This window comes from Actinoallomurus acanthiterrae (genome assembly GCF_054775715.1).
The window spans coordinates 2,644,023-2,668,665 of record NZ_BAAHCO010000001.1 but is presented as its reverse complement, the minus strand read 5'-3'; the positions used below and the strand labels follow the sequence as shown (position 1 = coordinate 2,668,665).

The 24,643-nt window shown below is 69.0% G+C and carries 24 protein-coding genes and 1 pseudogene; 14 read left to right on the top strand and 11 right to left on the bottom strand.

Going from position 1 to position 24,643, the window contains the following annotated elements; genetic code table 11:
- Window positions 1-282: 282 nt before the first annotated feature.
- The 6 genes from ACYVF7_RS12965 to ACYVF7_RS12940 all read left to right on the top strand — a co-directional run bounded on the left by ACYVF7_RS12965 (window position 283) and on the right by ACYVF7_RS12940 (window position 4,571).
- Complete coding sequence (locus tag ACYVF7_RS12965; RefSeq protein ID WP_460339229.1) at window positions 283-1,215, top strand: MFS transporter; 933 nt, start codon at window positions 283-285, stop codon at window positions 1,213-1,215.
- Window positions 1,197-1,457 (top strand): hypothetical protein, encoded by a 261-nt coding sequence (locus ACYVF7_RS12960; protein ID WP_460339227.1) that lies wholly within the window; start codon window positions 1,197-1,199, stop codon window positions 1,455-1,457. The genes ACYVF7_RS12965 and ACYVF7_RS12960 overlap by 19 nt, the downstream gene beginning before the upstream one ends.
- Complete coding sequence (locus ACYVF7_RS12955; RefSeq protein ID WP_460339225.1) at window positions 1,454-2,362, top strand: glycosyltransferase family 2 protein; 909 nt, start codon at window positions 1,454-1,456, stop codon at window positions 2,360-2,362. Before ACYVF7_RS12960 ends, ACYVF7_RS12955 begins: the two co-directional genes overlap by 4 nt.
- Window positions 2,363-2,388: 26 nt before the next feature.
- Window positions 2,389-3,426, top strand: coding sequence for a zinc-dependent alcohol dehydrogenase family protein (locus tag ACYVF7_RS12950; protein WP_460339223.1), 1,038 nt, complete (start codon window positions 2,389-2,391; stop codon window positions 3,424-3,426).
- Window positions 3,427-3,583: 157 nt separating this feature from the next.
- Entirely contained in the window at window positions 3,584-3,919 is a 336-nt protein-coding gene (locus ACYVF7_RS12945) for an SPW repeat protein (protein ID WP_460339221.1), read from the top strand.
- Between the two features lie 88 nt (window positions 3,920-4,007).
- Window positions 4,008-4,571, top strand: a complete 564-nt coding sequence (locus ACYVF7_RS12940) for a TetR/AcrR family transcriptional regulator (protein ID WP_460339220.1) — start codon at window positions 4,008-4,010, stop codon at window positions 4,569-4,571.
- A gap of 170 nt (window positions 4,572-4,741) precedes the next feature.
- Here the strand turns inward: ACYVF7_RS12940 and ACYVF7_RS12935 are convergent, their stop codons facing one another.
- Both ACYVF7_RS12935 and modA read right to left on the bottom strand, forming a co-directional pair.
- Window positions 4,742-4,951 (bottom strand): TOBE domain-containing protein, encoded by a 210-nt coding sequence (locus tag ACYVF7_RS12935; RefSeq protein WP_460339218.1) that lies wholly within the window; start codon window positions 4,949-4,951, stop codon window positions 4,742-4,744.
- Window positions 4,952-5,197: 246 nt separating this feature from the next.
- The gene (modA, locus tag ACYVF7_RS12930; protein WP_460357878.1) at window positions 5,198-5,995 is read right to left on the bottom strand and encodes a molybdate ABC transporter substrate-binding protein; all 798 of its coding nucleotides are present in this window, start codon (window positions 5,993-5,995) and stop codon (window positions 5,198-5,200) included.
- A 367-nt stretch (window positions 5,996-6,362) separates the two neighbouring features.
- Between modA and ACYVF7_RS12925 the strand changes: the two genes are divergently transcribed.
- Window positions 6,363-10,625, top strand: a complete 4,263-nt coding sequence (locus tag ACYVF7_RS12925; protein WP_460339216.1) for a molybdopterin-dependent oxidoreductase — start codon at window positions 6,363-6,365, stop codon at window positions 10,623-10,625.
- A gap of 138 nt (window positions 10,626-10,763) precedes the next feature.
- Here ACYVF7_RS12925 and ACYVF7_RS12920 read toward each other — a convergent pair whose 3' ends face one another.
- Window positions 10,764-11,339: a dihydrofolate reductase family protein gene (locus ACYVF7_RS12920; protein WP_460339214.1), complete on the bottom strand. Its 576-nt coding sequence runs from the start codon at window positions 11,337-11,339 to the stop codon at window positions 10,764-10,766.
- A gap of 380 nt (window positions 11,340-11,719) precedes the next feature.
- Here ACYVF7_RS12920 and ACYVF7_RS12915 point away from each other — a divergent pair, with 380 nt between their 5' ends.
- From ACYVF7_RS12915 to ACYVF7_RS12900, 4 genes and pseudogenes are all read left to right on the top strand, one after another.
- Complete coding sequence (locus ACYVF7_RS12915) at window positions 11,720-12,742, top strand: hypothetical protein (protein ID WP_460339212.1); 1,023 nt, start codon at window positions 11,720-11,722, stop codon at window positions 12,740-12,742.
- A 101-nt stretch (window positions 12,743-12,843) separates the two neighbouring features.
- Window positions 12,844-13,383 (top strand): peptide deformylase, encoded by a 540-nt coding sequence (def, locus tag ACYVF7_RS12910; RefSeq protein ID WP_460339210.1) that lies wholly within the window; start codon window positions 12,844-12,846, stop codon window positions 13,381-13,383.
- An 84-nt stretch (window positions 13,384-13,467) separates the two neighbouring features.
- Window positions 13,468-14,302, top strand: a pseudogene (locus ACYVF7_RS12905) (IS5 family transposase).
- A 187-nt stretch (window positions 14,303-14,489) separates the two neighbouring features.
- The gene (locus ACYVF7_RS12900; protein ID WP_460339208.1) at window positions 14,490-15,368 is read left to right on the top strand and encodes a GNAT family N-acetyltransferase; all 879 of its coding nucleotides are present in this window, start codon (window positions 14,490-14,492) and stop codon (window positions 15,366-15,368) included.
- 66 nt (window positions 15,369-15,434) lie between these two features.
- Here the strand turns inward: ACYVF7_RS12900 and ACYVF7_RS12895 are convergent, their stop codons facing one another.
- The 3 genes from ACYVF7_RS12895 to sigJ form a co-directional block, all read right to left on the bottom strand.
- Window positions 15,435-16,034 carry a hypothetical protein gene (locus tag ACYVF7_RS12895; RefSeq protein ID WP_460339206.1) on the bottom strand — a complete coding sequence of 200 codons (600 nt, stop codon included), beginning with the start codon at window positions 16,032-16,034 and terminating at the stop codon, window positions 15,435-15,437.
- Between the two features lie 89 nt (window positions 16,035-16,123).
- Window positions 16,124-16,711: a DUF4126 domain-containing protein gene (locus ACYVF7_RS12890; protein ID WP_460339205.1), complete on the bottom strand. Its 588-nt coding sequence runs from the start codon at window positions 16,709-16,711 to the stop codon at window positions 16,124-16,126.
- A 142-nt stretch (window positions 16,712-16,853) separates the two neighbouring features.
- Window positions 16,854-17,735 carry an RNA polymerase sigma factor SigJ gene (sigJ, locus tag ACYVF7_RS12885; RefSeq protein WP_460339203.1) on the bottom strand — a complete coding sequence of 294 codons (882 nt, stop codon included), beginning with the start codon at window positions 17,733-17,735 and terminating at the stop codon, window positions 16,854-16,856.
- A gap of 275 nt (window positions 17,736-18,010) precedes the next feature.
- Here sigJ and ACYVF7_RS12880 point away from each other — a divergent pair, with 275 nt between their 5' ends.
- Together ACYVF7_RS12880 and ACYVF7_RS12875 are read left to right on the top strand one after the other, a co-directional pair.
- On the top strand, window positions 18,011-18,412 hold the full coding sequence (locus ACYVF7_RS12880; RefSeq protein ID WP_460339201.1) for an LUD domain-containing protein: 402 nt from the start codon (window positions 18,011-18,013) through the stop codon (window positions 18,410-18,412).
- Window positions 18,413-18,431: 19 nt separating this feature from the next.
- The gene (locus tag ACYVF7_RS12875; protein ID WP_460339199.1) at window positions 18,432-18,641 is read left to right on the top strand and encodes a hypothetical protein; all 210 of its coding nucleotides are present in this window, start codon (window positions 18,432-18,434) and stop codon (window positions 18,639-18,641) included.
- A 124-nt stretch (window positions 18,642-18,765) separates the two neighbouring features.
- On the opposite strand, the gene ACYVF7_RS12870 is transcribed toward ACYVF7_RS12875, so the two are convergent.
- From ACYVF7_RS12870 to ACYVF7_RS12855, 4 genes are all read right to left on the bottom strand, one after another.
- Window positions 18,766-19,707 (bottom strand): anti-sigma factor RsbA family regulatory protein, encoded by a 942-nt coding sequence (locus ACYVF7_RS12870; RefSeq protein WP_460339197.1) that lies wholly within the window; start codon window positions 19,705-19,707, stop codon window positions 18,766-18,768.
- Window positions 19,697-20,551: an MEDS domain-containing protein gene (locus ACYVF7_RS12865; RefSeq protein ID WP_460357875.1), complete on the bottom strand. Its 855-nt coding sequence runs from the start codon at window positions 20,549-20,551 to the stop codon at window positions 19,697-19,699. Before ACYVF7_RS12865 ends, ACYVF7_RS12870 begins: the two co-directional genes overlap by 11 nt.
- A gap of 147 nt (window positions 20,552-20,698) precedes the next feature.
- Entirely contained in the window at window positions 20,699-21,574 is an 876-nt protein-coding gene (locus tag ACYVF7_RS12860; protein WP_460339195.1) for an SAM-dependent methyltransferase, read from the bottom strand.
- 115 nt (window positions 21,575-21,689) lie between these two features.
- On the bottom strand, window positions 21,690-22,541 hold the full coding sequence (locus ACYVF7_RS12855) for a helix-turn-helix transcriptional regulator (protein ID WP_460339193.1): 852 nt from the start codon (window positions 22,539-22,541) through the stop codon (window positions 21,690-21,692).
- Window positions 22,542-22,627: 86 nt separating this feature from the next.
- Between ACYVF7_RS12855 and ACYVF7_RS12850 the strand changes: the two genes are divergently transcribed.
- Window positions 22,628-23,407, top strand: a complete 780-nt coding sequence (locus ACYVF7_RS12850) for an SDR family NAD(P)-dependent oxidoreductase (protein ID WP_460339191.1) — start codon at window positions 22,628-22,630, stop codon at window positions 23,405-23,407.
- A 32-nt stretch (window positions 23,408-23,439) separates the two neighbouring features.
- Here ACYVF7_RS12850 and ACYVF7_RS12845 read toward each other — a convergent pair whose 3' ends face one another.
- A complete protein-coding gene (locus ACYVF7_RS12845; protein WP_460339189.1) occupies window positions 23,440-24,522 on the bottom strand; it encodes a sialidase family protein in 1,083 nt (360 codons plus the stop codon).
- Between the last annotated feature and the right edge of the window lie 121 nt (window positions 24,523-24,643).

The window sequence follows — 24,643 nt, the reverse complement described above, 5'->3', positions numbered from 1 at the left end:
GGGGCCAACTATCCGACAGAGTACTGCCGCGACCAGGGCCTGACAATCACAAGAATCTGCCGTCGTCGACCCCTGTGTTTACTCGGCAATCCGAGCCTTGACGAAAGGTTTTGAAAGAGTTACGGTGTCGGTCAATGTATTGATCATCTTTCATTACTTACCGTATTTCACCGATTGCCTATCGGGTCGCGTGCGCACCAGCGCTTGTTTGATTCGCGGCGCGCCCTGAGCCATTCCGGACTTCCCGGCATGGGACGGCAGGACCGACCGGAAGGGCGAGGCATGCGAGCACCGACTGCTCGCGCGGCGACGGCCTGGTGCTTCTTCGCCAGCGGGGTCACCCTGTCGTCGTGGTTCGTCCGGACGCCCGACGTACGAGACGCGCTGGCGCTGACCGACCGCGACATCGGCCTGGCCTCCTTCGTGGTCGCCGGCGCCGCCATCCTCGCCATGTACCCGTGCGGCCGTCTCACCGCTCGCATGGGCACGGTGTCGCTGCTGCGCGCCAGCGTCATAGGGCTGCCGCTACTACCGGCCGCCGCGACCATGGCGCCAGGCAGCGGCGGGTTGTGGGCCGCGCTCACCGTCTTCGGGCTGACGGTCGGAGCGCTCGACGTCGCCATGAACGGCCATGCCGTCACCGTGGAGCGCGTGCTCGAACGACCGGTGCTCAGTGGATTCCATGCCGCCTGGAGTGCCGGCGCGATCGCGGGTGCGGCCGGCGCCGGGGGCGCCGCCGCTGCCGGGATCTCACCGCGGGCGCATCTCACCGCGGTCGGCTTACTGCTCGTGATGGGATCGGTGGTCGCGATTCGCGCGCTGCTTCCGGCGGAGACGGATCGTGGCGCTCCCGCCGACCGCCCGGTACGCACCAGGTGGCGGCCCCGCCTCGTACGGCTCGGTCTTCTCGGCGCTGCGTGCGCCCTCGCCGAAGGCGCGACCCTGACCTGGGGCGCCGTCTTCATGACCGACGAGCGGGGGACCTCGTCCGCATTCGCCTCCATCGCCTACCTCGCCCTGAGCGCGGCGATGGCCGCCGGCCAGCTCGCGGCGACCCCCTGCGAACACGCTGGAGCAAGGGCGGCCTGCTGCGTACCGGGGCCTGGTGTGCGGCGGCCGCGCTCGGCGCCGCCCTGCTCGTGCCGTCGCCCCCGGCCTCGGCGCTGGCGTTCGGCGTCTGCGGCCTGGGTCTGTCGGTGCTGCTGCCAGTCCTGATCAGCGCGGTCGGCGAGCAGTTCGGGCGAGGCCACGGCGCGGTCGGCCCGGCCATCGCTCGATTCACGACCGTCTCGTACGCGGGCGTGCTCGCCGGGCCGGTCATCATCGGCGCGATCACCGAGGCGTACGGATTGACCGTCGCGCTCGTGCTGCCGGTGCTGTTGCTGACCGCAGTCGGCGCCGACGCCCCCCGCGCCGTCGCACCGTCACCCGCCGACCAGGAGAGGCAGGCCACATGAAGGTCGAGGTGTCCGTCGTCATCCCCACAAAGGACCGGCCGGCGGCGTTGCGCTGGGCGCTGAAGAGCGTGGCCGACCAACGCCTCGACGGCGTCGAGATGCTGGTCGCCGACGACGGGAGCACGGATGTGACATCGATCGCGGCGGAGTTCGGCGCGCGACTCGTCCCCCACGAGCCCGGCCGGGGCCCGTCCGCGGCCCGCAATGCCGCCATCGACCAGGCACGCGGCCGATACACGGCCTTCCTCGACGACGACGATCTCTTCTTGGACGGGCATCTGCGGGCCGCGCTCGACCGGCTCGAGTCAGGCGCCGACATCGTCTACACCTCAGCCGTGGTGGCAGCCCGCCGGGTACGCCCGGAGCAGATCGACGTGTCGGCACACCCGGTCGCCTTCAACCTGCCTCTGCACATCGACTTCCTGAACGTCACCAATTTCATCGCGACATCGGCCGTGGTGTGCCGGGATGTACGCGGGATCGGCGCGCGCTTCGACCCAGACCTACGGGTGGAGGAGGACTGGGACATGTGGCAGCGGCTGGTGGTCGACCACCGCTACCGGATGGCACACCTGACCCGGCCGACCGTCGTCTACCATCGCATCGCCGACGTGGCGAGTGCGACGACGGCAGTCCTCGGCGACGTCGAAGTACACCGCATGTTCTACGACGCCTACGGCACGATCACCGCCAGATGGCCGGTCCCGGACGGCTCGCCGGCCGCGCGTTACCGCGACTGGATGCGCCACGTCTACCACCTCGTGTTCGACCGCCTCGAATCCGGACGACCACCGGGCCTGCACTGGTACGAGCGCTGCTTGCGGGTGCTCTTCGACGCCTTCACCGGTGCCGCGCCCGAGGCGCGGCTGCCGGTTCGCCTCGCCGAAGCCCTCGACGCCCACTGAGCCCGGAAACCCGGAGGTAGGACAGCATGCGAGCGGCAGTGATGTACGGTGCCCGGGACCTACGCGTCGAGCACCTGCCCGACCCGACGCTGCGACGGCCCACCGACGCCGTGGTGCGGGTCCTGCGAGCCTGCGTCTGCGGCAGCGACCTGCACCCGTACCGTCAGATGCCGGCCACGACGCAGGGCCGGCCGATGGGTCACGAATTTCTCGGCGTGGTGGCGGACGTGGGCTCGCAGGTCTCGACACTGCGCCGGGGTGACGTGGTGATCGCGCCGTTCGCCTACTCGGACAACACGTGCGCGTTCTGCCGGGAAGGACTGCAGACCTCCTGCCCGCAGGGCGGGTTCTGGGCTTCCGGCGACGCGGGCGGCGGACAGGCGGAGGCGGTGCGGGTGCCCCACGCCGACGGCACGTTGGTGAAGCTGCCCGTACGCGAGGATTCCGCCCTGCTGCCCGCCCTGCTCACGCTGTCGGACGTCCTCGGCACCGGGCACCACGCCGCCGTCACCGCCGGCGTCGGTCCACGCACGACCGTCGCGGTGATCGGTGACGGCGCGGTTGGACTGTGCGCGGTGCTGGCCGCCCGGCGACGGGGTGCCGAGCGGATCATCCTGATGGGCCGGCACAAGGAGCGCACCGACCTCGGCCGGGAGTTCGGCGCGACCGACGTCGTCGCCGAACGCGGGGCGGAGGGCATCGCCCGGGTGCGTGAACTGACCTGCGGCGACGGAACCCATGCTGTGCTGGAGGCCGTCGGGCACCTGCCCGCCTACGAGACCGCGGTCGGCGTCGTACGCGCCGGCGGCGTGATCAGCCGGGTGGGCGTGCCACAGTACGCCGACCAGCCGATCGGACGCGACGTCCTGTTCGCCCACAACGTCACGCTCACCGGGGGGCTCGCGCCGGTCCGGGCGTACATCGAGGAACTGCTCCCCGACGTCCTGAACGGCGTGATCGACCCCGGCCGGGTGTTCGATCGCACCGTCGAGCTGGACGGCGTTCCGGACGGATACCGGGCCATGGACTCCCGCGAGGCGCTCAAGGTGCTGATCCGACCTTGACCGGGTCGGCATCCCTGGCTCGTAGCACTATTTAGCCATACAAAGCTATCTTTCTCACCTCTCTCATATGTCCACCCGATCTCGATTGACCGGGCGGTCAGTCAGGGAATTCTTGAAGGGACAAGACCTCCACATCGAATCTCCCGGAGGCGGCCCAATGGGCAAAATCACGTGGCAGAACGCGGTCGCGTTCCTGGCCGGACTCGCCGTACTGCTCGCCCCCGGCCTGTGGGCGGACAACGCGGGCAAGCAGCCCCTCATGGTGCTCGGCGCCCTGCTCACGCTCTCGGGTCTGTACGCGCTCCTGTCGGCGGCGGGTCCTCTGCCGTGGACGACAACGGCCTTCGCGGCGCTGATCTTCGTCTCGCCGTGGGCCTTCGGATTCACCGGTTCGGACGCTGCGGCCTGGACGGCATGGATCGCCGGCGGTGTCGCGACTATCGTCGGCGTGTGGGACGCGATCCAGGTTCGGAGCACGTCAGCGGCGACGTAACCCAAGGCCCCGAGACGGCCCCTGGGCGCTCCCGCCCAGGGGCCGCGACTCTTTTCGGCGGTTCCACGAAATAGCGCCGGGAGGGCGAATGAGACGGTCACATGACGTATCCGCCGATGCACGCACCCGGATCCTCGACGCCGCCGAGGAGCTCTTCGCGGAGGCCGGTTACAACGGCTCCTCCACCGCGGTGATCGCCAAGCGGGCCAAGGTCCCCAAGGGGCTGGTCTTCCACTACTTCCCGCAGAAGATCGACGTCCTGACCGCACTGATCGACGAGCGAACGTTCGTCGAGGAGGTCTCCGACGACGAGACCGCGCACGGTGACCCGGCCGTTGCGCTGTCCGGGCTCGCGCGGCGGTTTCCGCTGCGGGCCTCGCCGACCATGCGCCGCATTCTCTTCCGCGAGGCCGACACGCACGGCTCGGCCCGTGAGCGCCTCAGACGGGTCAACGCCGAGGTCGTACGCCGCGCCCGCAGCGCGCTCGAACTCACCCTGCCCGGCAGCCGCGGTGACGCCGCACGCCTCGAGGCCGCCGCGGCCACGTTCGCCACGGTCCTGCTCTACCAGGAGGGCCTCCAGCATCTCACCGGCCAGCACGTCGATCCCGACGCGGTCGCCGAGCTCATCGTCCACGCCCTCGGCGCGTGACTTACTCCAGAAGGTGAAGCTCGGGCTCTTACCTGCGGGGCGCCGGGTCGATCCCGGCCTTCTTCACGATCGCCCACACCGTCGACGGCGCGCCCCTGCGTTCCCCGGCGATCCTGCGGTAGCTCCACCGACCTCGTGGTGAGTTCGGCTGCGTGCCGGATCGCTGCGGCCTATCCGTCCACGGCGACGACCACGTCGGAGGCCTTGATCACCGCGGTGACCTCGCTGCCCTCGGCGAGTCCAAGCTCGCGGGCGGCCTCCACCGTGATCGAGGCGACCAGCCGTACTCCCCTTGCGTCCAGTTCCACGTTCGCGATGGCTTCACCCGTGGTGACCCCCGTGACCCGGGCCGGAATCTGGTTTCGTGCGCTCAGCCGCATCGGTGCCCCCTTCACCTCGATATCGCTGCCACAAGAGGCAAGCCCTGCAGGACGTGCCCACCGGCCGCTGCCCTCATGCCCCGGGCGGGACGCCCTCCAGGCCCATGCGTCTCCACCATGGTCGGCAGTGGCATCACCGGTCGACGACACAACCTCTGCTTGAGCTGAGGTCTACCGGCGCGATCGCCGCAACTTCTGTGCGGTGGGCTCGGGAGGGACGTGTGCCGTCCCTCCCGAGACATGCGGTCAGGGGGACTCGAATCCGGCCTGGGTCAGGACGCTCTTGCCCTGGTCGGACAGGATCAGCTGGACGAACTCCCCGGCCAGTGCGGGCTGGGGGGCTTTGGCGAGGGCGGCGATCGGGTAGTCGTTGATGGCCTGGGCGGCTTCGGGGAAGTCGATGCCGGTCACCTTCCCGGTCGCGGCCTTGACGTCGGTGCGGTAGACGAGCGCGGCGTCGGCCTCGTTCAGCTGGACCTTGCTGAGCGCCGCCTTGACGTCCTGCTCCTGTGAGACGGGCTTGACCTTGAGCTTCGCGGCCGCCAGGGCCTTGGCCGCGGCCGCGCCGCACGGCACCTCAGGCGCGCACTCGACGACCTTGAGCTTGGGGTTTGTCAGGTCCTTGAGCGTCTTCACCTTGCCGGGGTTGCTCGGCGGCACGGCGATCTCCAGGCGGTTGCGGACGAAGACCTTCGGCTCCCCCGCAGCGGCCTTGGCGTCGGTCACCGTCTTCATCGTGGCCGGGCTCGCGGCGGCGAACACGTCGGCCGGTGAACCTTGCGTGATCTGCTGGGCGAGCGTGGAGCTGCCGCCGAAGTTGAACTTCACCCTCACTCCCGGGTGGGAGGCTTCGAAGGTCTTCCCGAGCGTGGTGAAGGTTCCGGTCAGCGACGCCGCCGCGAACACGAACAGGGTCTTACCGCCGCTCTTCCCCGATGTGGAGGATTTCTTGTCGTCGGTGCTGCCGCACGCCGCCGACACGGTCAGGCTCGCGCCCAACGCGGTGGCGAGCAGTACGCGGCCGAGCCGGGGCAGACGTTCGATCACTGGTTCTCCTTTTCAGCTTCCCCCGGGCGTTGAGGGATCTCCACGACGACGTTGGTGGACTTGATCACAGCGACCGATCCGGAACATCGTCACGGCGGTCACCCTATGCCCGCACAATCCAGGCGAAAAGCGCGATCACCACCGCAGCTACGAGGTGGATGCGGGACGAATCCTAAGATCTGCGCACACGGGCGCCCTCATGTTCTCATCGCCTCGCCGCCTGCTCACAGCCCTCGCCGCGGCGCCGGCGGCGCTGTCTCCGTCAACGACCGCCGCCGCGCGTACCGGTCGAAGCCCACTGCGTCCAGACGATTTGTGGTGGCAACTCCCCTTCGGGGGCGTTGTGCGGGAGGTGAAACATCGGGTGCCGCTCGACGTCACGCCCGCGTTACGGACGTCTCGTACGGTCAACGCCGACCTGTGGTTGGGGGGCGTTGTGACAGCGGAGAACGCGCGGCCGAAGCAGGCGCAGGTCCGTACGGTCTGCTCCTACTGTGGCGTCGGCTGCGGGATGATCCTCGACGTCGCGATCGGATCGGACGGGCGACGTACCGTACGTAAGGCGTCGGGCGACAAGCAGCATCCGGCGAACTTCGGACGGCTGTGCACCAAGGGCGCGACGACCGCGGACATGCTGTCGGCACCGGGGCGGCTGACGACGGCACTGATCCGGGCCGAGCGAGAAGGCGAGCCGGCCCCCACTGGTCTCGACCAGGCGATCGCCGAGACCGCCCGCCGGTTCCGCGCCGTCATCGACGAGCACGGCCCGGACGCCTTCGCCCTGTACGTGTCGGGCCAGCTGAGCCTTGAGGCCCAGTACCTGGCGAACAAGCTGGCCAAGGGGTTCATCGGCACCAACCAGATCGAGTCGAACTCGCGGCTGTGCATGGCCAGCGCGGGCACCGGCTACAAACTGTCCCTCGGCGCGGACGGGCCACCCGGCTCCTACCAGGACCTCGAGAAGGCCGACCTGTTCTTCGTCATCGGCTCGAACATGGCCGACTGCCACCCGGTCCTGTTCCTGCGCCTGATGGAACGGGTCAAGGCAGGGGCGAAGCTGATCGTGGTCGACCCCCGGCGCAGCGCGACCGCGGACAAGGCCGATCTCTTCCTGCCGATCAAGCCGGGCACGGACCTGGCACTGCTGAACGGGCTGCTGCACCTCCTGGCCGAAAACGGTCAAACCGCCCCGGACTTCATCGATGCCCACACCGATGGCTGGGAGGCGATGCCGGAGTTCCTCGCCGACTACCCGCCCGCCACGGTCGCCGAGCTCACCGGCATCGCGGAACAGGACATCAGGACGGCCGCGCGATGGATCGGTGAGGCCGGCGAGTGGATGTCATGCTGGACGATGGGGCTCAACCAGAGCACCCACGGCACGTGGAACACCAACGCGCTCATCAACCTGCACCTGGCCACCGGTGCGATCTGCCGCCCGGGCAGCGGCCCGTTCTCCCTGACCGGACAGCCGAACGCGATGGGCGGCCGCGAGATGGGCTACATGGGTCCCGGGCTGCCCGGCCAGCGCTCCGTCCTGGTCGCCGAGGACCGCGCCTTCATCGAGGATCTTTGGGGTCTTCGGCTCGGAACCCTCCGCGAGGACGGCGTCGGCAAGGGCACGATCGAGATGTTCGAGCGGATGGCCGAGGGCCACATCAAAGCCTGCTGGATCATCTGCACGAACCCGGTCGCCTCGGTCGCCAATCGCAAGACGGTGATCGAGGGCCTCGAAGCCGCCGAGCTCGTCGTCACCCAGGACGTCTTCGCCGACACCGAGACCAACGGCTACGCCGACATCGTGCTGCCCGGCGCCCTGTGGACCGAGACCGAAGGCATCCTGATCAACAGCGAGCGGAACCTCACCCTCGCCCAACCCGCCACCGACCCGCCCGGCGACGCGACCGCCGACTGGCGGCTCATCGCCCGCATCGCCTGCGCCATGGGCTACGCCGACGACTTCGGCTACTCCTCGGCCGAGGAGATCTTCGAAGAGATCAAACGCGCCCACAACCCGAAGACCGGCTACGACCTGCGCGGCGTCACCTACCAACGCCTGCGTGAGACACCAGTCCAGTGGCCGGCCGCGCCCGGCGGCCCCGACCGCAACCCGATCCGCTATCTGGGCGAGGACGGGCGCCCGAGGTTCCCGACCGCCACCGGGCGCGCGGCGTTCTTCCCCAGACCGCACCTGCCCGCCCAGGAGATGCCGGACGAGGACTACCCGTTCGCCCTCAACACCGGACGCCTCCAGCACCAGTGGCACACCCTCACCAAGACCGGCAAGGTCGACAAACTCAACAAGCTCAACCCGAGCCCGTTCATCGAGGTCCACCCCGACGACGCCCGCGACCTCGGCATCCGTGACGGCGACCCCGTCGAAGTCGCCTCACGCCGCGGCAAAGCCGTCCTGCCCGCAGCCGTCACCGACCGGGTTCGCCCCGGATGCTGCTTCGCCCCGTTCCACTGGAACGACCTGTTCGGCGAGTACCTCAGCGTCAACGCCGTGACCAACGACGCCGTCGACCCCCTGTCCTTCCAGCCGGAATTCAAGATCTGCGCGGTGTCTCTCACCAGGGCCGCCGTACCCGTCGCCAGCGAGACCGGCACCAGCGAGACCACGCCGGTGGCACACGCGATACCCGCCACCACCGAGACCACGCCCGTGGCACAGGCGATGCCCGCCACGGCCGAGACCACCCCCGTGGCGCAAGCGGCGCCCACCACCGCGGCCGATGCCGACGACCGGGCGGCGCTCGCGAGCCTGCTCGGCGTCCAGGACCTCCTGCCGCCGGCCTTCGACGAGCGCGAACGGCACTACCTGGCCGGGTTCCTCGCCGGACTGCGGTCCGGCACGCCCGGCATCCCGGTCCTGCCCGCCACCGCCCCGCTGCGACCCGAACAGGCGCTCTGGGTTGACGGCGTCCTGGCCGGGCGGTTCTCCCGGCTTCCGCCTCCCTCCGCGGGCACACCGTACGAACGGCTCACCGCCGCCGAGCCGGTGCCGGACCCGGGCCACCCGATCGCCGTCCTGTGGGCGTCGCAGACCGGCAACGCCGAGGAGTTCGCCGCCGCCGCGGCGGGGCAGCTCACCGCCGCCGGGTACCGCGTCACTCTCCTCGGCATGGACGACGCCGACCCTGCCGCCCTGCCCGCCTCCGACGCCCTCCTCATCACCAGCACCTTCGGTGACGGCGACGCGCCCGACAACGGCAGCGGCTTCTGGGACGCCCTCGCCGCCACCACCACCCGGCTCGACCACCTCCGTTACTCCGTCCTGGCTCTCGGCGACTCCTCCTACAACGACTTCTGCGGCCACGGCCGCCGGCTCGATCAGCGTCTCGAAGAACTCGGCGCCACTCGCCTGTCGCCGCGCACCGACTGCGAACCCGACTTCGAAACCGCCGCCACCGCCTGGCTCGACCAGGTCCTCGCATCGCTCACCGACTCCGCCGTCGCAGCCACCACCGCACCCGCCACCGCTACTCCGGCGCCATCCACACCGGACCGCAGCGGCGCATCCGCTTCGGTGATGGCCCCGCTCATCGAGAACCGGCTCCTCAGCCTCGCCGGAGCAGGCAAAGAGGTCCGGCAGTTCACCTTCGACCTCAGCGAAACCCCGCTCGCGTACGAGGTCGGCGACGCCCTCAGCGTCCGGCCCGTCAACGACCCCGGCCTCGTCGCCGAATGGCTCGACCTCACCGGGATCGCCCCCCGGGTCCCCGTCGACCTCGACGACCTCGGAACCGTCCCCTTCGACGAGGCGCTCCACCGGCACCTCGACATCACGAAGATCACAACAGGTCTCCTGAGGTTCCTCGCCGAACGCAACGAGGACCGACTCCTGCTCAAACTGCTCCGCCGAGGCAACGAGGGCGAACTCTCCCAGTGGTCCTGGGGGCGGCAAGCCGTAGACGCCCTCGCCGAGCACCCTGTCCAGGCGACCGCCCAGGAATGGGCCAATGTCCTCAAACGACTCCAGAACCGCCTCTACTCCATCTCCTCAAGCCCGCGCACCGACCCCACCAAGGTCTCCCTCACGGTCTCGGTCGTCCGCTACGAAAGCCCCCTCGGCCGGGCCCGCAAAGGCGTCTGCTCCGCCTTCCTCGCCGACGTCGAACCCGGCACCCGGATACCCATCCACGTCCGGCCCTCCCTCCACTTCCGGCCGCCCGCCGACCCCGCCACCCCCATGATCATGATCGGCCCCGGAACCGGTGTCGCCCCCTTCGTCGGCTTCCTCCAACACCGCCGCGCCCAAGGACACCCCGCCCCCAACTGGCTGTTCTTCGGCGAACAGCACCGAGCCACCGACTTCTACTACCGAGATGAGCTCACCGCCCTCCACGCGGACGGAACGCTCGACCGCCTCGACACCGCCTTCTCCCGCGACCAACGCAACAAGATCTACGTCCAGGACCGCATGCGCGAACACGGCCGCCTGCTCTGGACCTGGCTGGAGAACGGCGCCCACCTCTACGTCTGCGGCGATGCCTCGCGCATGGCCAAAGACGTCGACAAGGCCCTCCGCGACATCATCACCACCCATGGCGGTCTCACCGAACAAGCGACCACCGCCTACCTCAAACGCCTCTCCACCGAACGCTACGTCCGCGACATCTACTGACCCGCCAACGGCTGCGAGCGCACGAACGTCGAACGGCCCGCCCAAGCCGTGACGGCCCGGCAAACGAACCGCCGGGCCGTTGCGGCGCCTTCGGATGTGTTCAAGGAGAACTTCGTTCGGCGAACCTGGCCTGGCCCGTCAGCCGGTTTTGTAGATGAGGCTCAGGCGGCCATCTGAAAGCTGCTGAACTTTCCGTAGTTCGAGCCCGCGACGACGTTCCATCGTCGCGAAGAGCGCCGTTCCGTTGCCGGCGATCAGCGGATAGACGATGAGCCGGATCTCATCCACCAGCCCGGCATCGATGAAGCTCGCCGTGATGTGAGCACCCCCCATCAAGTAGATGTCCTTGCCGGGCTGCTGCTTGAGGGCAGCGATGTCTTCGAGTCCCCGGACGAAGCTGGTCGTCGGCCATTGAGCCGAGGTCAGGGTGTTCGACAGCACGTAATGCGGGGTCTGCGCGGCGAAGCGGGCCCATTCGATCTCGCCCTTCGTCGGCGGCTCGTCGCCGAGCCAGTAGGGCTTGTCCGGCTCATTCTGTATCGCAGTCCAATACTGCTCGTAGCCGGGATACATGCCTCCGCCGAGCACGCACGCGTCCACTTGGGCTGTCAGGCCGTAGTCCTCCGACCACGCTTCCACCCAGTCCGCGTAGCCCTCCGGTCCCTCCGTCTTCCCATCGAGGGAAATCTTCATTGCGGCGATCAGGTTCCGCATGTCCACCTCCTGCGAGTGTCCCCGTTGGCGGGGTTCCCACCGGGCGTGTCTTCGGCCCGGAAGGGTTGTTCGCCCCACCGACGAACCAGCGCACGCGGAATCGACAGCCTCGCCGAAAAACTTCGATGATCGTCGGGACCGTGTTCAGGCGCGCTCACGCTCGGCCCGCTGCCGGACCAACTCCTCGACCGCGCTCGGCAGGGTCGTCTCGAAGTCGGAAAATGGAGCCGTCCGTTGGTGAACCCGAACACGGTGGGGTTCGTATGCCTTAGCGACGGGTCGGCCTACCGCCGATACCGGGGACGTCCCGCAGCGCCTGGCCGGCGCGCCGCTGGACGCGGCGCCGCCCGCGATCTGATTCGGACCTAAGGAGAGCGATCTTGTCTTCGCAGTCAGGACCCGGCGAACGCATGGAGACGCTCGGTATTCGCCGACCGGTGGAACTGCCCGAGACGGACATCGAGGAGGCCGGAGACCTGGCGCCGGCCGCTGGCGCTGAGCCGGCCCATGAGGACGACCGGTCCGCCACCGAGGAGGAGAAGGCCGGCACCGAGGAGGAGAAGGCCGGCGAGACCCAAGAGCAGCCGAAGGACGCACCGTCGGCTGCGAAGGAGCATGAGGACTCCGCCCCGGACACGGACGTCGCGACGGCGGCCGCCCCACGGATCCGTGCGGTGAACGCCGAGGAGATGCCGCCGGACCGGCCGAAGAAACCCGTGCTGGCCGCGGTCGCGATCGGCGGGACCGTCCTGCTCGCGGTCCCGATCCTGCTGATCGGCACGGGCTCGCACCACGCCAAGAAACACCCCACGTCTGCGGCGGCCGCCAGGGTGCTGCCCGGCAACGGCCAGCAACCGCCGCCGGGCGCGTACACCTCCACGTCCCCGTCGGCCACCCCGACCTCGACACCCTCCGCACACGCGACGGGCAAACCGGCGGCCTCCAAGAGCGCCGAGCCCAAGCCCTCCGGCAAGCCTTCATCTCGCGCCCAGGTGGCCCCCAAGGGCGGTCCGTCGAGTAAATCGGCCCGCAAGGGCGTTCCGGCGGGTGAGAGGCCGATGTCGGGCGGGAATCCGTGGGCGCTCGAAGTGCATGCGCCGTTCGGCATTGGCCCGGGTAAGACCCTTCGCACGAACCGCCTCGCGTTGACCATGCAGACGGGCGGCGACCTCGTGCTGCGCGACACGAGCAGCAAGATAATCTGGTCCACCGGGACGCATCACGCCGGTGCGCACGCCGAGTTCCAGTCCGACGGCAATCTGGTCGTCTACGTCAACGACAACGCGGTCTGGGCGTCGGGAACGTTCGGCCACGATGGCGCGACGCTGGTGCTCCAGGCCGACGACAACATGGTGATCTACAACGGCCACGACGCGACATGGGCGACCAATACCAACAGGTGACTCCGCGGGACCCCGCAGCGCTCGCCGCTTTCTATGCGCGGGTGACGCGTCGTCCGCCCGACGTGGATGATGGTCCAGATACTGGACGAGGAGAGATTCACGTGACGGTCATCCCGATCAGAAAGCTCGGCGACCCGGTTCTGCGAGAGCAGGCCAAGCCGGTGACCGACTTCGACGGTGAACTGCGCACACTGGTCGGCGACCTGCGCGAAACGCTGAGCGACAGCGGAGGGGCCGGGCTTGCGGCACCTCAACTCGGTGTCGGGCTCCGGGTGTTCGTCTGGAGCCCCAAGCTGTCCGACGGCGGTCCAGATCACCTGGTCAACCCGGTCGTCGACTTCCCGGACGAGGAGGAACAGGACGGTCCGGAGGGATGTCTTTCCATCCCCGGCATCCACCTCGACACCAAGCGTCGTATGAATGTGGTGGCGAAGGGCTTCACCGTCCAGGGCGACCCGGTTCAGGTCGTCGGAGACGGGATACTCGCGCGTTGTATCCAGCACGAGACCGACCACCTGGATGGTGTGCTGTTCATCGACAGGCTGACCCCTGTGCAGCAGGAGCGGTGGATTGCCACGCTGCGTGCGGCCGCCTGGTTCGACGAGGATGCCCTGCCGGGGATCAAACGTTCGCCGCACTAGGCCGTGTGGCGAAAGTGGATCTTGAGGCGTGAATGATCTTGGTTCATGGCGCGGTGAGATCTCACGGACGATCAGTGGGCGGCAATGGAGCCGTTGTTGCCAAAGGGCGTGAAGGCAGGTCGGCCGCCTGTCTGGTCTCGGCGGCGGCTCATCGACGGCATACGGTTCCGGGTCCGGACCGGTGTTCCGTGGCGGGACGTACCCGTGAGTACGGGCCGTGGGGCCGGATCTACGACCTGTTCCGCCGATGGCAACGGGATGGCACCTGGCACCGGGTCCTCACCCAGCTCCAGTCCCTGGCCGACGCGAAGGGTGCGATCACCTGGGACCTGAGCGTCGACTCCACGGTATGCCGTGCCCATCAGCATGCGGCCGGGGCCCGGGAGCGGGGTGACCTGCAGAAGGAGTCACCAGGTGGTGCCTTCACCGAGCCTGGTGATCACGGGCTGGGGCGTTCGCGCGGTGGGTTCACCACCAAGCTGCACCTGGCCGTCGAGCAGGGGCAGAAGCCCATATCGATCGTGGTGACGGCCGGGCAGCGTGGAGACTCACCGCAGTTCGAACCGGTGCTGGAGAAGATTCGCGTGCCCCGCATCGGGCCGGGCGGCCACGCGTCCGCCCCGATCGCGTGCGGGCCGACAAGGCGTACGCCTCCCGCAGAAACCGCGCCTACCTGCGCCGATACGGGATTCGCTGCACCATCCCGGACAAGGCCGACCAGGCCCGCAACCGCAAGAGACTCGGCGCTAGCGGCGGCCGGCCGCCCAAGTTCGACGCCGAGGACTACAAGGCTCGACACGCGGTCGAATGTGGCATCAATCGTCTCAAAAGGCATCGTGCCGTAGCCACGAGATACGACAAGCTCGCGGTCCGCTACGAGGCGACCGTCCTCGTCGCGGCCATCAACGAGTGGCTGTGACCACACACGCGCACCGCCTTTTCGATAACCCGTTGCCTTGGAGCCAATCGGCCAGCTAGGTTCACCCAGCCGCCTGCATTGACGCAGGCCGGCGCTGTCGACCAGGAGGTGTGGAGCACATGCGCAGGAGTGCCCAGGAGTTGAGCTCGCGTACTGACCTTTGCCACCTCCTCACGACGGAGACACCTTGTCCCTTCGCATCACCCCACTGACCGACCCCGCTCACGGGCCGCACGGCCGGCGTCTTGCCTGGTTGGCGTCGGACGCGGATTCCATCCCTGCCGGGACGGCCTTTCTGCGCCTGTTCGATGGCGGACAAGAGCACCTGGCCGAGCTCGACCTCCGTGTTCATCCCGCGGAGCGCCGCAAGGGCGTCGGCTCCCGGCTCCTCAACACCGCCGTGGCCACCGCCCGGGACAACGCCCGACGCTGCGTCGTCGCGCAGGCAGAAGCCGGATCGCCCGGCGACCACTTCCTGGCAGCGCGCGGTTTCCGGAAGGTCCTCACCTTGAGGTTCACCCGCTTGCCACTGGCTGAGGTGGATACCGCCGTCCTCGCCGAGATCATCGAGCGTCCGTATCCCGGCTACCGGCTGATGTCATGGCAGGGAACCGTCCCCGACGACCTCGCCCAGACGTTCGCCGCCTCACGCCGCGCCATGGACGACATGCCCATGGACGACACCGACTACGGCACCGTGACCTGGGACGTGGACCGCGTGCGGGCCGCGGCGAAGGCCGTCGAACAGCGCGGCGACCACCTGCACACCGTCGTCGCCATCGACGCCTCCAACGGCTCGATCGCCGGATTCACCGAACTCGTCATCCCCGGCAACGGCGCAGGTGACGGCCAGCACTACGGCACCGGTGTGCTGCCCGAGCACCGTGGACACGGCCTCGGCCGATGGATGAAGGCCGAGTCGATCCGACAGGCCCATAGGGACTATCCGGACCTCGGTGGCCTTCTGACCGACACCGCCGACAGCAACACGCACATGAGACAGATCAACGACGGTCTCGGCTACACACCCACGCACACGACACACCAGCATCAGCTCGACCTTTAGCAGAGAGCGGACGGGCCGGACCGGGGCATCACCCCGCCCGGCCTGTCCGCGCTTTCGATACACTCCCTAGTCGGCTACATCGCGGCTTGAGAGGTCTTTTCCGGGAAGTTCTTCCACGGCCTGCAGCAGGCCCCACACGAAGTGGGCCACGTATGAGCGCCGGCGGCCGCCATCGGGTGCGGAGAAGGTCACGTGCCATCGGCTCGGTACCGATTCGGCCTGGTGCCGGACCGGCGCGAACCGTTCGGCCACGTCGTTGACGACATACCGCCACGGGGCCAGGTCCGTGACGTCCCCCAGCCGGGGCGCCGCAGTCGTGCCGGGCCGGATCAGCCACTCCTGCAGGACGGACCCGTCGGGCCCGATGAACGCCTCGAACCGAAGGTCCGGCCACAGCGGAAGCGTCCACCAGACCGCACGGCAGATCACGTCGCCCGACCGCCGTTCCGTTCCGCTCTCCGGTTGCCCGAGTACCAGCCGAAGCCGCCGCTCACCGCCGGGGAACCTCGACGATCGCAGAATGCGCTGCCATCTGGCGTTCACCTGACGCATCTCGGTTCGGGAGGCATCCAGCGAACGGATCGCGGAGCCGACGAGATCAGGCTGGTAGTCGGCCATACGCCGCAGCAGGACCAACTGGAACTCGCGCCGCCCGAACCCGTCCATGACCGAATCAATAGCCGACCCGCCCGATCCGGGCAACGCCACCGTTGACCGCGATGCTCCTGGCGGCCGATTCCAGGCCTGACCTCAGATCACGCGATCAAGGCCTTCTTACGTCGCTTGCGGATCATTCGTGTCAACCGCCATCCGATCAGGACGAGCACGATCAGGAACAGGATGACGAGCGCTGGGATCAGGAGCGCGACGAGGCTCATCACCAGTGACATCGTGTCTTCCGCCGCGCTCACGAAGGGCGTTCCGACGCCGACCGTGCCGACGTTGATGACCGGACGCACGCCGGCCTTGGTGACGTGCACGCACAGCGCGACGACGATGCCCAGCGCCCAGCCCACCCAGGGATGATCGGTCATCCATCCGGAGTGGTCGATCCGCGCGGCCGCGTCCGAGGCGGCGAAGACGGCGCCGCCGGCCGCGGGCCGTACGAATGTCTGTATCGCGTCGTTGACATGGTCGACGACGGCGATCTTGTCGAGAACGACTTCGGCGGCGAGCAGGACTGCCACTGCCGTGAGCGCCCACCCGTTGCCCATCCACGCGAACTGGTGCGGCAGCGCGATCACGTCGGTGAAGCGGGCGAGTAGCCCGACCACCAGGATCGGGATATAGGCGTTCAGACCGGCCGATGCGGACAGGCCGAGCCCGGTCAACGTCGCGAACATGACAGGTAAGACGTCATCGACGCGGAGGAAGGTTCCTTCGCGAACCGCCGCCCCTCAAAAGCGTCGATTCGTTCCCACTCCGTGAAGGTGTCCCACTGCCGGCTGGCGGCTGTGAACGGACCCGAGGGTGGGGAGACGCGCCTCAGTCCGTCGTCCAGCGACGGAGTTTCTCGGGGTTGCGTACTGCCCAGATGCGCTTGATCCGGTCACCCGCGACCTCGAACGCGAACACCGTCACCGTCACGCCGTCCTGCTGAGCCACCAGGCCGGGCTGACCGTTGACCGTACGCTCCAGGAACGTCATGTCGCCGGGCCTGCGGTCGGCGATCTCGATCCAGGCGTGCGCGATCTGCTCGCCGCCTTCGATGGGGCGCAGGAAGGTGAGGGCGAGACCGCCGCCGTCGGCGATCGCCGTGGCGTCGGGGTCGAGCAGGCCGATCAGGGCGTCGATGTCCTTGGCCTCCCACGCCTGCTTGAAGTCCCGGACGATGCCGGCCTGCTGGGCCGTCGGACTCGCGGGGCCCCGCGATTCGCGGATGCGGCGGCGGGCCGAGGAGGCCAGCTGGCGGCATGCCGCCGGCGTACGGCCGACGATCTCGGCTACTTCGGCAAAGGAGTGGCAGAAGACGTCGTGCAGGATGAACGCGACGCGTTCGGCCGGGGTCATCGATTCGAGCACGACCAGGAAGGCCATGTTGACCGACTCATCCAGGGTGACCCGGTCGGCCGGGTCCGGCGCGGCGGCGCCCGGCCGGCCGCTGATCCACTCCGTACGCTCGGGCAGCGGCTCGGGAATCCACTCGCCCACATACTGCTCTCGCCTCGCGCGCGCCGAGCCGAGTACGTCCAGGCAGATGCGACTGGCGACCCTCGTCAGCCAGGCACCGGGCGACTCGATGGCCTCCTGCTGCTGCCGGGACATGGCGTACCAGCGGGCGTAGGTCTCCTGTACGACGTCCTCGGCCTCGGCCAGGGAGCCGAGGAGCCGGTAGGCGAGATTGGTCAGCTGACGCCGCTCGCTCATGATCGCGTCCAGGCCCGGATCGGGCGGCCCTGTCCTGGTCCGTATTCGGTGGTCATGGTGTCGCCCCCTGGTCGCGTCCGCTCTCACCGGTTCGACGAGACAGCCCCCCGGAATGTGAGGTCACATGTCGCCTCACATTCCGGCGGGCTGCGTCGTCGTACTGCCGAGACGAACACATCATCCAGCGGGCAGGCGGTTCGGGAGACACCAGGACCCGCTCCTCATCTCCCCCGCGCTCGCGCTGACCCGCCGCACACGACCAGCCAGGAGGCACCATGACGACTTCGGTTCCAGCAACGTCGTTCACCGACCCGGCGCCCGCGGAGACCCTGGACCGGGTGGCCGCCGCGTTGAGGGAGCACAATTTCGCCGTCGAAATCCTCGATGACGCCGCCGCCGCGCGTACCCGTGTCAAAGACCTGGTTCCCGAGGGCGCCAGCGTGTTCACCGGAGCCAGCGAGACCCTCCGCCTGTCCGGCATCGATGACGACCTCAACGGCAGCGGGCGATACGCGTCCGTCAAGGCACGCTCCGTGACCATGGACCGCGCCACCCAAATGGCCGAGATCTGGCAGATGATCGCCTGCCCCGACGTCATCGTGGGCAGCGTCGCCGCGGTCACCGAGACCGGCTCCCTTGTGGCCGCCTCGGCCAGCGGAAGCCAGCTGGCCGGCTGACTCGGGCGCCGCGGCCCGCGTGATCTGGATCGTCGGAGCGCAGAAGGTGGTGCCTGACCTGAGCACCGCGCTGCGCCGCATCGAAGACCACTGCGTCCCGCTGGAGAACGAACGCGCGTTGAAAGCCTACGGAGTGCCCAGCGCCCTCAATCGCCTTCTCGTCCTCAACGCGGAACCCCACCCCGGGCGCGGCACCGTCCTGCTGCTCCGCGAAGCCATCGGATTCTGAACCGCCCGTCGGCCGGCGGGCCCAGATCCTCCAGCTTGAAGCCATGATGGCAGCGCAGGCACGGACGTCCTCGTTTTCGATCAGGGAGTAGACACCCGAGTGATCTTGAGGCTCCGTGTGCGGCTCATCTGGCGTCGCGGCGTCGTGCCGGCAGACGTGTCAGGAGCCGTACGGTGGTGGTGGGGATGGTCCGCAGCTGGAGGATGTCGACGAGCATGCGCACGCCCCACAGCCCGAATCGTGGCGAGTCCGGGGCGGGCGGCAGGTGCCCTGTGAGCGCGGCGGGACGCCAGTGGCCGTGGTCGGTGACCTGGCAGATCAGGTAACGGTCACTGGCCCACAGCTCGAAGACGACGGGCGGGGCGCCGTGCCGCAGCGCGTTGCCGGCGACCTCGTCGATGGCGACCAGGAGTTTGGCCGCCGAATCGGCCGCCAGACCGTGCCGGGAGGCGCGTTCGGCGACAAGGCTCCGCAGCAGGCTGAGATCCTCGGCCTCGATCCGGTGCGACTCGGCATGGCCGGGCGGGGGCGGCAGAGGCTCGCGGTCCAGTTCGGCGGCGAACGCCTCCGGGGCGGTGTAGGTGGCGGGCCGCTGTTCGCCCAGGATCACCGGGTGGGTGCGCCGAGCCGCCCGAACCGCACGCGGGTCGGCGCGGCGGGTGTCGTAGGCGCAGATTCCCTTGGCGCCGGACGTGGCGAAGGCGGCGTTGAGGACGGCCTCGTAGCGGATCCACTCGGTCAGCTCGAGGGACGGCAGCGTACGTGGGTCGGCTTCGCCGACCCCGGAGAGTCTGCGGGGCGCGTAGGCGGTGATGAGGTCCTGGTAGGCGGCGATCACCTGGACCGGATGCCGGTAGAACTCGGCCGCGTCGATGAAGTGCACCGCCCTCGCGTCGGTGCCGAGCGCGTCGTGCAGCAGGTGGATTTTCGGAGCCGGGGAGATCGCCACGACGATGTCGTCGACCGCGAGCCTGTCCAGCAGGAACGGGACGGTGGTGGTCAGGTAGTCCTCATCGTTGCGATAGAAGAGCGCTCGGTGCTCAAGGGCGCCCTGGTCAATGGTCACGGCCGGGCTCTCTTTCCACGCGGGCCACGCCCGGCAGGCGATGCCATCCCACCGTGTCGATCACCGCTTCGAGGTGGGGCGGCAGGTTATCCAGCGCCAGTTCATGGCCGGGAGGCAGACTCACAGTGTGGGTCACCAGCAGGGTCAAGGCTCCCAGATCGAGGAACTTCGCCCCGCTCAAGTCCAGGTGTACGCGGCCGGCCCGGCTGGTCGCCGCGGTCAACGCCCCCGCGAACACCACGTGACGTGGCCGGTCGATGTCTCCCTCGATCCGCAGGCCGGAAGGGACGAAGGTCCGCGTGATCCGCAAGATGCCGTCGTCGAAATCCGGGTCGGCCACCACGAGCACCTGGTGGCTGCCGCCCAGAACGGCCAGCTGATCAGGTGAGCAGAGACCGCGGTCGATCTGGCAGATCGCCATCGCCATGGCGCTGGTCCCCACCACCGCGTCGAACCGGTCCTCGCACTCCAGCAACAGCCGCGTGCCAAAGGCACGGCGCAGCGCCCAGCTGAAATCGATGCTCAACCGGATGGCGCGATATCCCTCGTCGGTGGCACGATCGATCTCCCGCCTCACCGTGGAGGCCATCAGGTCCGGATCCGGGCGACCGCCGGCACCGCACACCTGCCCGCGATGAATCAGCCGCAGCCGCCCGCCCTCCAAGAAGCGGACCGCCCGCGGAGATGCCGACCGGCGGATACACTCGATCCGCTCAGGCGTGATCTCGCCGATGCACACCACCTTCTCCGACCGGGACAGCCCGTCACGGACGAACCCGCCGACGATCTGCCGCCGGTGCTCGGCCGTGACGAACGGCAACCACCCATGATCACCGGGACGCATCTGCGCGACCGGGCGTTCGACGAACGAGGGGTCCACACACCACCGCCAGAGTAGCCGTCCGTGTGCGGACAGTAGCCTAGTTCGAAAAAGTCCGGCGGGGTTGCCTTTTGCCTCGCCGCCCGGGGAATCCCGAAGGCGGTCCGTCGTTCAGCTCTTGCGGCACATGCCGGCGAGCAGCCATCCCGAGGGCTCGGACAGGGGCCGGTCGGGCCGCCAGTCCGGGGGGAGAACCAGCCCAGGCTCGATGAGGTCGAGTCCGTCGAGGAGGGCCATGATCTGCTTTCGGTCACGCAGCGCCACCGGCACGCCGGCGCTCTCGGCCAGTCCGTTGATGAAGGCCAGCTCTTCCGGACCCCACCCTTCAGAGGTGAAGTGGCAGATCGCCAGGTGACTCCCGGAGGGCAGGGCGTCGCTGAACGCGGTCACGATCCCGGCAGGATCGTCTTCGTCGAAGACGTAGTGCAGGACGGCGACCATCAGCACTCCGACGGGCCGGCTGAAATCGATCAGGCTCGTGACATCCCGGTTGGAAAGGATCTCGTCCGGGCGCCGGATGTCCGCATGAACGGCGGTCGCGGTGCGGGAGCTGGACAGCAGTGCTTGAAAGTGGGTGACGGGGACCGGGTCCTTGTCGACGTAGACGACCGTGGCCTCCGGGTCCACCCCGTGCACCACCTCGTGTACGTTGCCGCGTCCGGGCAGCCCGCAGCCGAGGTCGAGAAACTGCCGGATGCCGGTGGAGAGCATGTGACGTACGGCCCGCCGCATGAACTGGCGGTTCTCCCGTACCGCGTTGATGGCCACGGGCAGGACGGCGCGGATCTGCTCCGAGGTGTGCCGGTCGGCTGAGTAATTGTCCTTCCCGCCGAGCGCGTAGTTGTACATCCGCGCATCATTCGGCGCGGTGGGATCTACATCCTTCGGCAGGGGTTCGCGGTCGGCGATGACAGAGTCCTTCGCGGTCCGGAAGCGGGGTGAAGAGTTTAACGCGGCCACGTACGCGATGAGCGATGAAATGGCCATTTGTCCTATATGTCGTTAGCCGCGCCGGTGCGACCGCCTTCGTCGAGGCGACGCTGCGCTGACACGCCGTCGCGCACGCACGGCCGAGACCTCGTGTCGGTCCGGGCCAGGTGGCTCAGCTGGTGACGTCCATGCGTTGTGTGCCGATGACCGACAGCAGCCGTAGTGCCTCTTCGGAAGGCGAGCCGGGCGCCGCGGTGTAGATGACGACCTGCTGGTCGCGGTCGGAGATGTCGAGGACGTCGCAGTTGACGGTGACCGGGCCGACCAGCGGGTGCTGGAAGGTCTTGCACAGGGTGGGCTCGGCGGACACGTCGTGGGACTCCCACAGGCGGGTGAACTCTTCGCTTCCGTCGAGGAGTTCGGCTACCAGCCGGGCCACCTCTGGATCCTCGGGGTAGCGGGCGGCGGCGGCGCGCAGGCGCTGCGTGGAGGTGCGGGCGAACGCGTCCGCGTCCGACACTCCGTACAGCCGCTGCCCGTGTGCGTGCGGCCCGAGAAAGAGACGGCGCACAAGATTGCGGTCGCGCCGCGGCAGGGCGGAGAAGTCCTCCATGAGGGCCGCCGCCAGATCGTTCCAGGCGAGGACCTCGAAGGCCGCGGACGTCACGGTCGCCGCGGCCTGCGGCAGTCGGCTCAGCAGGTCGAGGATGCTCGGGCGTACCTCGCGCGAGGGCCCGGCCGGCGGGAGCGGTGGCGCGCCGGCGAGGTGGTGGAGATGGTCACGCTCGACGTCCGACAGGCGCAGGGCGCGGGCCAGTCCGGCCAGCACCTCGTGCGACGGGTGCGGCGCGCGGGCCTGCTCCAGCCGCGTGTAGTACTCGGTCGAGATGAACGCCAGCTGTGCCACCTCCTCCCGGCGCAGTCCCGGGGTGCGGCGGCGCGGGCCGGCGGGCAGCCCGACCTCGGCAGGAGTGATCCGCTCACGTCGGCTGCGCAGGAAGTCCGCCAGTTCTCTTCGATCCACGTCCCCAGTGTGTACGGACGCCGGCGGCCCAGCCAGGTACCGCTGGTGCCTGGATCGCCATCACGAACGGGCGCAGGCTCACCGGCATGAACAACACACCTACCCCCCTGGGCCTGCTGGCCGACAAGGTCGCCTTCATCACCGGTGCCGGGCGCGGCATCGGCGCCGCCGCGGCTCGGCTATTCGCCCGCGAGGGCGCCCGCGTGCTTCTCGCGGCCCGTACGGAGGCCCAGCTGAAGGCGGTGGCCGAGGAGATCCGGGCGGCGGGCGGCACCGCGGAGTACGTGGTGTGCGACCTGGCCGACGCGACCAGCGTGCCCGCCGCCGTGGACCGCGCCGTGAACCTGTACGGCCGGCTCGACGTCGCCTTCAACAACGGCGCGACGATCCAGCGGCCCGGCCCGATGGACCAGATGCCGGAGGCCGCCTTCGACCACGTCTACGACGTGAACCTCAAGGGCGTCTGGCTGGCCATGGTCGCCGAGATCGCCGCCATCCGAACCACCGCCGGGACGGGCGCCATCGTCAACAACTCATCCGTCGGCAGCCTGATGGGCAACCCCGAGCTACCCGCCTACGGCGCGATGAAGCGAGCGGTCAACAGCCTCACCGAGTCGGCCGCCGTCACGTACGGCCGGGAAGGCATCCGCGTCAACGCCATCGCCCCCGGCAACACGCCGACCGAGATGATCCGTACGTGGGAAGAGGGATCGCCGGGTCTGCGAGAGCGGCTCACGGCGCACACCCCACTCGGCCGCGCGGCCGACCCGGAGGAGATCGCGCAGGCCGCCGCCTGGCTCCTCAGCGACCGCTCCTCGTACGTGACCGGCACTGTCCTACGGGTCGACGGCGGCGCGCGGGCCTGAGCGTTCGGCCGGATGAAACCTGATCCCTGCCCCTATCTGGCGGTCATCGGTGTGCCGGCGGTGCTGGGGTGGATGCCGTTCGGGTAGGTGGGGCCGGTGACGGCGCGGACGGGGCCGCCGGTGATGGGCAGGCCGCCGGTGGGTTCGTACGTCGCCTCGTCGAAGGTGCTGCCGGAGGGCGCGTTCGCGACCTCGATTGCCGGCCAGGCACGTCCGCCGGTGATGGAGGTGGAGATGTAGTCGCCGACCATGCGGCCCTGGCTGGTGTCGGCGATCCAGGACAGCGTCATCGGCCCGGCGACCTGCGTGGGGGTGCTCCAGGTCGATCCTCCGTTGGTGGAGGAGGTGTATCCGACGGTGAGCTGGCAGGTGGAGGCGGTGCAGTTCGCGGTCGGGTACCGGTAGTAGGTGAGGCCGAGCCGGGCCGTCGAACCGGAGGTCGCGCCGTCGACGCCGATGCCGGGGATGAAGTGGTCGCCGCCGTCGCTGGTGATGCGGGTGACGGGTCCCCAGGTGGTCTCGCTGGTGGACTTGCTCATCACGATGTCGTTGGCGGGGCAGCCGGACTGGAACCGGCAGTCCTGCCAGACCACGTACGCGGTTCCGGCGGCGTCGATCTCGGCGGAGGGCAGCGTCTCGGTGCGCAGATCCCCGGCGACCTCATGGTCCTGTGCCGTTGCGATCAGCACGGTGGAGTTCCAGCCGGCGCCGCCGTTGGTGGAGCGGAACGAGCGGATCTGTCCGCTGTTGCTCAGGTAGGGCACCAGGACCGTGCCGTTGGGGCGTACGACGGGCTGTCCGCCGAGGCCCGTCGCGCTGGTCGAGTGGACGGTCCACGACGCGCCGCCGTTGCTCGAGGTCGCCATCTTGACGGCGTTACCGCCGCCGTTGTCGTCGAACTCGGTGTAGCAGTTGCCGTAGAAGGGGCTGGAGGCGGTGTCGTCGCAGGCGATCCAGTTCTTGTCCAGGCTCCCGCCGGTGGCCGTGGTCACCGGGTTGGTCCAGGTCAGCCCGCCGTCGGTGGACCGGCTCGTCACGACGGCCGCGCCGGTGACGCCGCCGCCACGATCGGGGCGGAGAGGGGGAGAGTCACGATTTCGCGCATGCGAGAACACCGGCCCACGGCAACCTCCTGAATGCTCCGGCACTGAGGCCGGCACGGGTCTGGGGCCGGCGGGGTCACTCAGGCAGAGCGCCCCAAATGTGAATGGCGTCATGTTCTGTGTCAACGGCCCG